The sequence below is a fragment of the Lentzea sp. NPDC005914 genome, from assembly GCF_040629405.1.
Taxonomy (GTDB): domain Bacteria; phylum Actinomycetota; class Actinomycetes; order Mycobacteriales; family Pseudonocardiaceae; genus Lentzea.
Genome location: NZ_JBEXVQ010000078.1, coordinates 1 through 9379 on the forward strand (window position 1 = coordinate 1; position 9379 = coordinate 9379).

The 9379-nt window shown below is 64.5% G+C and carries 6 protein-coding genes; 2 read left to right on the plus strand and 4 right to left on the minus strand.

Annotated features, from left to right (window positions below; all coding sequences use genetic code 11):
• Positions 1-103: 103 nt before the first annotated feature.
• Complete coding sequence (locus tag ABZ345_RS46975) at positions 104-2761, plus strand: tetratricopeptide repeat protein (protein ID WP_359862212.1); 2658 nt, start codon at positions 104-106, stop codon at positions 2759-2761.
• 155 nt (positions 2762-2916) lie between these two features.
• Here the strand turns inward: ABZ345_RS46975 and ABZ345_RS46980 are convergent, their stop codons facing one another.
• Positions 2917-3405, minus strand: coding sequence for a hypothetical protein (locus ABZ345_RS46980; RefSeq protein WP_359862214.1), 489 nt, complete (start codon positions 3403-3405; stop codon positions 2917-2919).
• Positions 3406-3413: 8 nt separating this feature from the next.
• Here ABZ345_RS46980 and ABZ345_RS46985 point away from each other — a divergent pair, with 8 nt between their 5' ends.
• On the plus strand, positions 3414-5801 hold the full coding sequence (locus ABZ345_RS46985) for a tetratricopeptide repeat protein (RefSeq protein WP_359862215.1): 2388 nt from the start codon (positions 3414-3416) through the stop codon (positions 5799-5801).
• A 228-nt stretch (positions 5802-6029) separates the two neighbouring features.
• Here the strand turns inward: ABZ345_RS46985 and ABZ345_RS46990 are convergent, their stop codons facing one another.
• The 3 genes from ABZ345_RS46990 to ABZ345_RS47000 form a co-directional block, all read right to left on the minus strand.
• Positions 6030-6431, minus strand: coding sequence for a hypothetical protein (locus tag ABZ345_RS46990; protein ID WP_359862217.1), 402 nt, complete (start codon positions 6429-6431; stop codon positions 6030-6032).
• Positions 6432-6469: 38 nt separating this feature from the next.
• Entirely contained in the window at positions 6470-7579 is a 1110-nt protein-coding gene (locus ABZ345_RS46995; protein WP_359862218.1) for a DUF4236 domain-containing protein, read from the minus strand.
• A gap of 215 nt (positions 7580-7794) precedes the next feature.
• On the minus strand, positions 7795-8733 hold the full coding sequence (locus tag ABZ345_RS47000) for an SIR2 family protein (protein WP_359862220.1): 939 nt from the start codon (positions 8731-8733) through the stop codon (positions 7795-7797).
• Positions 8734-9379: the final 646 nt, after the last annotated feature.

Consider the following 9379-nt stretch of genomic DNA (forward strand, 5'->3'; position numbering starts at 1 on the left):
GAGGCTCACTCAACCTACCGTCGCCCGAATCAGCTAGGGTGTGGTCGGTTCTGGAATCGTTGGCAGGCCCGGAAGCCGCCAGCGGGGATTACAAGGGGAAGTCGTGCATGAGGATTCCAGAGCGGACTTGATTGCCGAAGTGCAGCGACTCATCCTCGCCAAGGAGCGGAAAACCGGCAAGCCGATCAAACGAGCCACCCTCGCCAGATCCATCGGGGTTTCGACCAGCAGCATATACGCCTATCTCAACGGCACAACCTTGCCGCCAACCGACACGTTCGACCGGCTGCTCGATGCGCTGGTTGTTCCGGCTGCTGAACGGCGGCGGTTGTCCACGGCCCGGGACAATCTGGAAGCACAGGGAATCGCCTCGCCTGAAGCCGGACGGCGGCCACAGGAGCTGCCGCCGGATGTGTTCGGCTTCACCGGCCGCGCCGACGAGCTCGCTGAGCTTGACCAGTTGCTCGCTGAATCGGGCGAGCAGTCCACGCCGGTGATGATCTCGGCGGTGTCCGGGACTGCAGGGGTGGGGAAAACGGCACTGGCCATTCACTGGGCGCATCGGGTCCGTGACCGGTTTCCAGACGGGCACCTTTATGTGAACCTGCGCGGCTACGACCCGGACAGACCCCTGCAGCCGGCCGAGGTGCTGGAGGCGTTCTTGCGCAGCCTCGGTGTGCCCGGCCCTAACATCCCGGCCGAGTTGGCCGACCGTGCGGCGCGGTACCGCACCTTGGTGCATGGCAAGCGGATGCTGATCGTTCTCGACAACGCCTACGCCGCCGACGAGGTTCGTGAGCTGTTTCCCGGCGCACCGTCCTGCTTTGTCGTGGTCACCAGTCGGAACGGTTCGCCTGGCTTGGTGGCGCGACACGACGCGCGCGTGATCAACCTGGACCTTTTGCCGCTCGGCGACGCGATCGCGTTGCTACGCACCCTGATCGGCGACCGGGCCGACACGGAGCCAGAGGCGGCAGCGGAGCTCGCGGAGCGCTGTGCCCGGTTGCCTCTGGCATTGCGCATCGCCGCCGAGCTCGCCGTCAGCCGTCCGACAATGACCCTGACCGACCTCACCGCCGAACTTGATCAGTACCGGCTGGGCTCGTTCAGTGCAGGCGGCGATCAACGCACCGCGATAGGTGCGGTGTTTTCCTGGTCTTACAAGCAGTTGTGCGCCGACAAGGCCAGAGCGTTTCGGCTGCTTGGCCTGCACCCTGGCCAGGACATCGACATCTTCGCCGTTGCCGCCCTCGTCAACACCGACCTTGATACCGCGGAGGGGCTGCTCGACGCCCTGCTGCGCGGCCACCTCGTCCACCAAGCAGGTCCCGGCCGGTTCGCCATGCACGACCTGCTCCGTGCCTATGCTGCCGAACAAGCCGACGCTGACGCCGAAGCCGTCAAACACGCCGCACTGACGAACCTGTTCGATCATTACGCCTGCGCGGCCTCGCAGGCGATGGACGTGGCGTATCCGCATGAGCAGAATCGCCGTCCGCCGATCACGGTTCCTTCCGCCGTCACGCATGAGTTCGCAGACCAACGCGCAGCCATGGCTTGGCTGGATGGCGAACTGCCCAACCTGCTTACCAGCGCCGAACACGCCGCCGATCGTGGCTGGCCCAGCCACACGAGCCATCTTTCCCAAACCTTGGCTCGACATCTGCGCAACCGGGGGCGGTATGCAAGCGCCCATGCCCTGCACACGCTCGCCCTGCGCGCCGCCCGCGTCGCGCGAAACCGGCGGAGTGAGTGCCATGCGCTGATCAATCTCGGCATCACGTGCCGAGCACTGGGCCGCCATGACGAAGCTCTTGATCACCTCATGCGAGCACTCGGCATCGCACGCGACACCGACGACCTGGTCGGTCAGGGTTATGCGCTCGGGGGTATCGGCGACATCCACCAACACGCGGGTCGGGCGGCTGATGCCCGCGACCATTACCAGCTGGCGCTGGACGTCGCTCGCCGGATCGGCGATCCGTCCGGTGAAGGCGAGGCGCTGTGCGGTCTCGGTATCACCCGTCGGATCGAGGGTGACCACAACCATGCCCTCGACCATCTTCAGCAGTCACTCGGCATCTTCCGGACGATCGGCGACCGATACGGTGAACGTCATCCGCTGATCTGCCTGGCCGTTGTTCACGGCGTGCTCGGCCGCTACGAGGAGGCCCTCGACTATCACCGTGCCGCCCTCACCATCATGCGCGACGTCGGAGACCGATACGGCGAGCGCTACACGCTGACCAGTATCGGTGAGATCTACAGCTTGATCGGACGACCGGGCGAGGGCCTCAAGCACCTTCGACAGGCTCTGGGCATCGCTCGCGACACCGGTGATCGCCAAGGTGAGGGATGCACGCTCTCCGCCATCGGCATCGTTCATGGCGAGCTGGGGCAACATAGCCAAGCTCTTGACTGTCACAAGCAGGCACTCGCGATCTTCCGCGACATCGCCGTCGGCAGCTGGGAGCTGGAGGCCCACCACAACCTCGGTGACACCCTTCTGGCGGCTGGTCGCCCGGCCGAGGCCCTGCACCACCATCGTGACTCCGCCATCATCGCCGCCGAACTCGCGAACCACCACGATCACGCGCGTGCACTGAACGCCATCGCCCAAGATCACTACGAGCTCGGTGACGAAGACCTCGCGCGTGCGCACTGGGGGGAGGCGTTGGCGATCTTCGCCGAGCTCGGCGCCCCCGAGGCCGACGAGGTGCGCCGACGTCTGGCCCGGCTCGGCCCCGGTGGTTCGCGGTGAACGGCGGTGTCAGGAAGACGGCTTTCCTGACACAAGAAGATGCTGTCGGCCAATTGCCATCGGGGCGGCGGCCATGTCAAGCAGAAGCGCACGACCGCCGCACCCGATGTGTCGGGCTGAAGCTCACTCCCTTAGATTTACGACCAGATCAGTGGTCAGGCCACGCGGTCCAGGTAGACAGTCCGCATCCAACCTTCACCATCCGTGGCGCACGAACAGTACACGGCCGTGTACCATTCCCCGCTCGAATGCTGGTGGTTGGCGCATGGCCCGTTCACGATCGAACCGTATTCCTTGTACTTCCGGACCTCGGAGTTCGGGCTCGGGTTCTCGCGAACCGCGAGACCGTCGTAACGAACGACGTAGGTGCACGCGGCGATACCCACGTCATTGGTCGCGGCGGCAGCTGAAGCCGCCGGAAGCACGATGCCACCCAACCCGGCGGTAATCGCTACCGCGACGACGGAGGCTACTCCCAATGCTCGCATTTGTTCGACTTTCCTTTCGTGCAATGGAATTTCAGTGGACGCATCGATGACACCACGGTCACGGGTGACGGGCCGCCGGTTCTGGAATCGTCTGGAAACGACTGGAGCGCGTTGCGGCGGCCGATGGGCAACGCTGGCCGGCAGGAGAGCACACACGGGGAGCCATGTCTGACCGTGGCCATGGTGACCCACGCAGGCAGTCGGGCGGGGGATGGACCATCCGGTCCAAAGCCGAGCTGGCTGCGCAAACGCAACGGGTGCTATCCACCTGCGAGCGGCGAACCGGTGAGCGGCTGGAGAAGCCCGCGCTGGCGAAGGCAGTCGGCGTCTCGGTCAGCAGCATGTATGCATATCTCAACGGCACGACCCTGCCTCCCGCCAACGTGTTCGACCGCCTGCTCGATGTGCTCGGCGCAGTCGGCGCTGAGCGGGAGCGGCTGGTTGCCGCCAGGGACGACCTGGACATCGACGGCAAGCTTCCGGCGAAGCCCACCGGAGCACCCCACGAGCTGCCGCCGGACGTGCACGGGTTCACCGGACGGGCCGAGCAGCTGACGGCCTTGGACCAGATGCTTGCCGCGCCGGACGAGCTGCCGTCCGCCGTGGTGGTCTCGGCACTGTCCGGCACCGCGGGGGTGGGCAAAACGGCTCTGGCCGTGCATTGGGCGCACCGAACCCGCGATCGGTTTCCCGGCGGAATGCTGTATGTCGATCTTCGTGGCTACGACCCCGACGAACCGATGACGCCGGAGAAAGGGCTGGAGACGCTGCTTCGCGGCCTTGGCGTAGCGGTCCGCGACATTCCGCCAGGGCAAGCGGAACGCGCCGCGCGATATCGCACATCGGTCGCGGACAAGCGAATGCTGGTGGTGCTCGACAACGCGCACTCGACGGATCAGGTTCGCGACCTGCTCCCCGGCACGGCGTCCTGCTTCGTGGTGATCACCAGCCGGGACAGCCTCGCGGGTCTGGTGGCACGACACGGCGCCCGCCGCATCGACCTCGACCTGTTGCCGCTTCCCGACGCCATCGCTCTGCTGCGCAGGCTCGTCGGAGACCGCGTGGACGCCGAGCCAGCAGCCGCGGACGCATTGGCCGAACGTTGTGCGCGGCTACCACTTGCCCTGCGCGTTGTCGCCGAACTCGCCTCCGCGCGTCCCACCGCGACGCTGACCGAACTCGTCGCCGAACTGGAGCGTCTCCGACTGACGACCTTCGGCCTCGGTGGAGATCACCGCACCGCCCCGTGCGCGGTGTTTTCCTGGTCTTACAAGCATCTGCCAGCCGACGCGGCATGCGTGTTCCGGCGACTCGGTCTGCATCCCGGCCCCGAATTCGATGCCCATGTCACCGCCGCACTCGCCGGCACGACCGTCCGGGCCGCCCAGGAGTCGCTCGACATGTTGCTGCGCGCACATCTCATCCAGCCGGCCGGAAAGGGGCGGCTCGGCATGCATGATTTGCTTCGCGAGTATGCCTTCGGACGTGCCGAGGCCGATGAGTCCGATCAGGACCGGCGCGCGGCAGCGCGCCGCATGCTCGACTATTACCTGCACACAACGGACAACGCCGATCGGCATCTCACGCCGCATCGGCTGCGGATCCCACTCGAACCACCGATGTCCGAGCCTGCGGTTCAGGACTTCGAGAGCTACCAGCACGCCCTTGGCTGGTGTGACACCGAACTCGCCAATCTCGTCGCGGCTGTCCGTTGCGCGGCAGACCACCGTCTACACGTCCACGCGTGGCAGCTGACGTGGTGCCTGTGGGGCTTGTTCTACCTGCGCAGGCCGTCAGCCGACCGCATTTCCACGCATGAGATCGGTTTGGCCAGCGCCCGCAAGCTCGGCGATCGCGCCGCGGAGGCACACATCCTGAACAGCCTCGGCGCCGCCTACTACGACCTACGGTGCTTTGACGACGCCGTCTGGTGCTACCAGCAGGCGCTGGACATCCGCCGCGAGCTCGATGACCGGCGCGGTGCGAGCGCGATCCTCAACAACCTCGGCCTGCTTCACAAGGAGCAACGACGGTACGACGAGGCACTCGAGTGCTACCGACGCTGCTTGATCATCCGCCGCGAGCTCGGTGACCGGTTGGGACACGGAACAACTCTCAACAACCTCGGTGAGGCCCACATGGAGCTGGGCCGTTACGACGACGCCCTCGACTGCTGCCAGCAAGCACTGGAGCTCTGTCGCGAACTCGGGCATCGTGAGGGCGAAGGTGTTGCCCTGCACAACCTCGGCGAAGCCTACCGGCGGCTGGAGCGACACGACGAAGCCATCGTCCACGGCCGCCATGCCCTTGCCCTGCACCGGGAACTCGGGAATCGGTGGGAGACGGCCGCCACTCTCGCCGATCTGGGCCAGGCCCTCGATGATGTCGGCAACGAGGCCGCCGCCCGGGAATGTTGGACCGAGTCGCTGGCCATCTTCGAAGAACTCGACGATCGCCTCGCCGACGAGGTCCGCAGCCGGCTTGACCAGCCTGCCCGCCTTGACTATGGCGAACCGGCTGGTCGAGCGAAGCTCCTCGCTACGGATCCTTGATCGGGCAGCCGGGCTCACCGGCGTCCACGGTCGCCAGGTACGCCACCGTCACGGACGGCGTACGTCGGCACCCTGGCTGCACTGGCCCACCCGACACGTTGCCTGCGACCACTGCGAAGGCCATTCCAAGCACGATCAGGATCGTCCCGAAAATGACCGCCAACCCCCGTCTTATCGCCCGCACCACCAAGATCTCCTCTCGACTCCAGCGATGGTCCCACGACCCAATCATGGATCGGCTGGTTCAGGGCCGGTTATGGAATCCGCTGGAATCGACCGAGTCAGGCCAACCGACGGTCTCCTGCAACGTTTGCCGACCCGTACATCCACGACGCCCGCGTCGGCGCAGAACCGGACGGCGCGGCACAGCAACGCCTGGTTGGCCTGCATGATCAGCGGGAGTTCCGGCCACATCGCGATCGCCTGCTGCGCCATCTCACTATGGTCGATGAGATTGGACGTACTCCGGGTGAGGCCGAGCGGTTGCCGTTCGGTCTGGAATCGACGCAATCGGCGATCATGAAGCTGCTGCAGCGCTACTTGAGCGGGCGGCGTTTTCTCGCTGACGGTACGTAGTCGATGTTGCCTCGGCATCTCCTCGAGCGCCTGATCGAACCACCCTTCGGACATTGCTCACCATGAGGTTCTGAGGATCGGCTCGTGTGGCGCTACTGGCGCTCGATCAGCTCGCCGATCTCGACCCGACCAAGAAGGTCTTGGATGGCTGGCTCTGTGCTGAGGTCGATGGGCTGAAGCTCATGCGTCGTCCGCTTGAGGTCTACCACGACCTCGGTGGCGGTGTCGTGGATGATGTTGTTGGCCTCGGCGTCATCCCAGCGCACAGCGGCGAGGCGGTCGCGTTCAAATCGAGCACCGAACAGCACGTCGATCTGTGGTGTGCCGTAAGCATCGACGCGCGATTGCTGGAGTGCGACGACCCGCACGGCGGTGAGTCCGGGCGCTACCGCGAGCACCTCGCGGACTGTTAGGAGCATGTGCGAGGCCACGAGCATGAGATGCAGGTTGTTGCGCTCGGTCTTCGTGAGCTTCTTGAGGCTGAGGTTGCCTGCGGCGGTCGTGGTTGGCTTCTTCTCCGGCACGATGTCAACGGTGGGCACAAGCACCACGGCGGTCAGCTCGGAGCCGTCCACGCCAACCGGCGCAGCCGGTGCTTCGTTGTCTTCGAAGGCCGCCGAGAGCACTTCGAGCACGACGGTTTCGTCATTAGCCTGCAAGGCTTCCCACCATTGGTCCAAGTCCGACTGATGTTGGGCTTGCTCTGCTGATCGCCGAGCGGAAAGTTCCTGGATTTCGGCGGCTGCGGCTGCTTCCGCTCGCGCCTTGGCTTCACGGCGAGCGGTGCGCTGGAACAGACCGATGCCCGCAAGCGCGTGCTTCTGATGCTTTCGCCGAACCTCGTCTGCCGCCACTGGGGTGGGTGCGGGTGCGATGGGTCGCGTGGCGGGCGGGAAGTCCTGGCGGTGCAGGTTGAGGATACTGAGCAGAGCAGTACGAAGTTGCTCGGCGAACTCGGCCTTGGCAGCTTGTGCAAGCGTCCGTTGCGACGTGCCGACCGTGCTTCGCCGTGTCGTGCCACCGGATCGCTGCCGGGTGCCTGACAACGAAGTGTAGAACCCCACAGGACCGACGCCCGATGAGAAGCCGGTCCGGCCGCCGCCTACATGGAGTCGGGCAGCCCGCGGCCCAACGCTCGTGCGGATTCCGCGGCTCGATGCCCGGATGCGAACGCCCGGCGCGATCTTCACCGAAAAGCCCATGGTTCCTCCACCCACTCGACGACTGGCCGGTAGATCGGAGGTGGGGACAAGGGAGTTACAGCCGAGGATCGGCGTGCGGCTCAGTGTACCGTCCGGCGGCCGCCCGCGTTCGTGCTCCCGCAACGGCGGAGGAATCTTTTAGCGCGAGGCACTGACGAGGGCAAGTGCATAGACAAGGAGTCCAGATCACCATCTGGACCCCTGTTCATGTTTGGTTATCGCTGGTGCCGCGGCTTCTGAGACCGCAGGTACTGGAGGAAGCCAGCAACACAGCCGTGTTGGTCGAGTGGGTACCAGATCGGCAGAATGCCGTGTGGATCTAGTGCGTGACGCCGCTGGTCAAGCTCCTCAGCGGTTGAAGGCCGCTCCAGCAAGGCGACGTGAGGATTGGCACGGTCGTTTGAAGCGAGCCGGTCCAATACGTCCAGGGTGCGGTCTTGCCGGAGGCTGCAGCCGATGAAGAACAGGGGGCGCGCATAGGTAACCAGACTTAGCAGATGGGGCAGTGGCCACTGCTTCAGTTCGTCGTCCGAGGCCATGATGCTTTCAAGCTCATCAGGCTTGCCGTACATCGCGTTGTACTGATGTGTCGTCAGCACCCATGCGGCAGGGTCCGTGTAGTCGCCGTGGAATTTGATGAGGTTCCCACCAGCCATGAAGGGGTTTTTGATGATCTCCTGCGCTCTCTCACCCCATACGACCCGCGAGAAAGGTCGATTCATGGCCGCGAAAACGTGCTCAAGCACGTGATCCAAGTTCGTTGTAATGACTGGACCGTTGACCAGATCCGGCAAGACCGCCAGAGCCGGGTAGACGCTTTGGGTGAAGCTACGGAGTTTGCCGTTCTCCTTGAACTCATTGGCGACGGCCCGACGGAATGACGTCACGCCGAGTTGGTCCTCCAGCACCTGCGCGACCTTGGACAGGTCGCTTTTCATGTGTGGTCTTACTTTTAGCCAAAGGCCAGGGCGGCTCTCGGCGACGTTCCGCAGGAACTCTCCCCACAGACGGTACCCGAACGGCCTAGAGAGACCTGCGCCGATGAACAGCGTGAAGCTGTTCCAGTCCCGCATCTGATCCCGGAGAAGCTCGACGGCGCCATGGTTCTCGCGACGAAACTGCTGCATGGCGGGCGGGTAGCCCACGCGTGTCATCCAGAGCACCTCCTCGCTGACGGGTCATGGTGGCGCTCCCTGGAAAGAGCCAGCCTCGCTCCTGAACTGCCTCAGCTGGGTAATGCAGCGTAACCGTTGTTCGCGGTGAAAGGGGATCACTCTGTCGGGTGAGGCGGTTAGGGAGCTGCGACGGGTACTTCAGCGGCCTGCTCGAACCTCAACGTTGTCGAACGCGCATCGCGACACATGCAGCCTGTGCTCCGATACGTGGTTCACCCACAGTAGGCTCTATCTTGTGAAGGTTTGCTTGTAGCTCGGTGAAGGTAGATCACCACTGCAGGCCTCGAATTTGGATCGACATCCAAAAGGCAATCACAAGCAGAACTTGCCATTGCGGCCGGTCACTCACCGTGGTTTCGATGGCGACAACAAAGCACGATGACGGAATGGCGACCGGGACGAGCACTGTCCGAACTGCAAGCCAGGCAAGCAGCTGCCGCCTCACATCGGGCACGACTGACTGCCCTACGCCTATGTCACGTTCTCGGGTTCCGCCGGGTTGCGATCTTCGCCGAGTGCGGACGTCCGGCGCTGCCGTGGACGAACAGAACCAATTACACAACGTGCTCTGTCAAATCACGATGCAAGGACCCAACACTAGCGACACGCCAGCACAGTGAGCCTT

Coding starts and splice junctions, on each gene's coding strand:
- ABZ345_RS46985 (WP_359862215.1), top strand. CDS start 3,414: ATGTCTGACCGTGGCCATGGTGACCCACGCAGGCAGTCGGGCGGGGGA.
- ABZ345_RS46990 (WP_359862217.1), bottom strand. CDS start 6,431: ATGTCCGAAGGGTGGTTCGATCAGGCGCTCGAGGAGATGCCGAGGCAA.
- ABZ345_RS46995 (WP_359862218.1), bottom strand. CDS start 7,579: ATGGGCTTTTCGGTGAAGATCGCGCCGGGCGTTCGCATCCGGGCATCG.
- ABZ345_RS47000 (WP_359862220.1), bottom strand. CDS start 8,733: ATGACACGCGTGGGCTACCCGCCCGCCATGCAGCAGTTTCGTCGCGAG.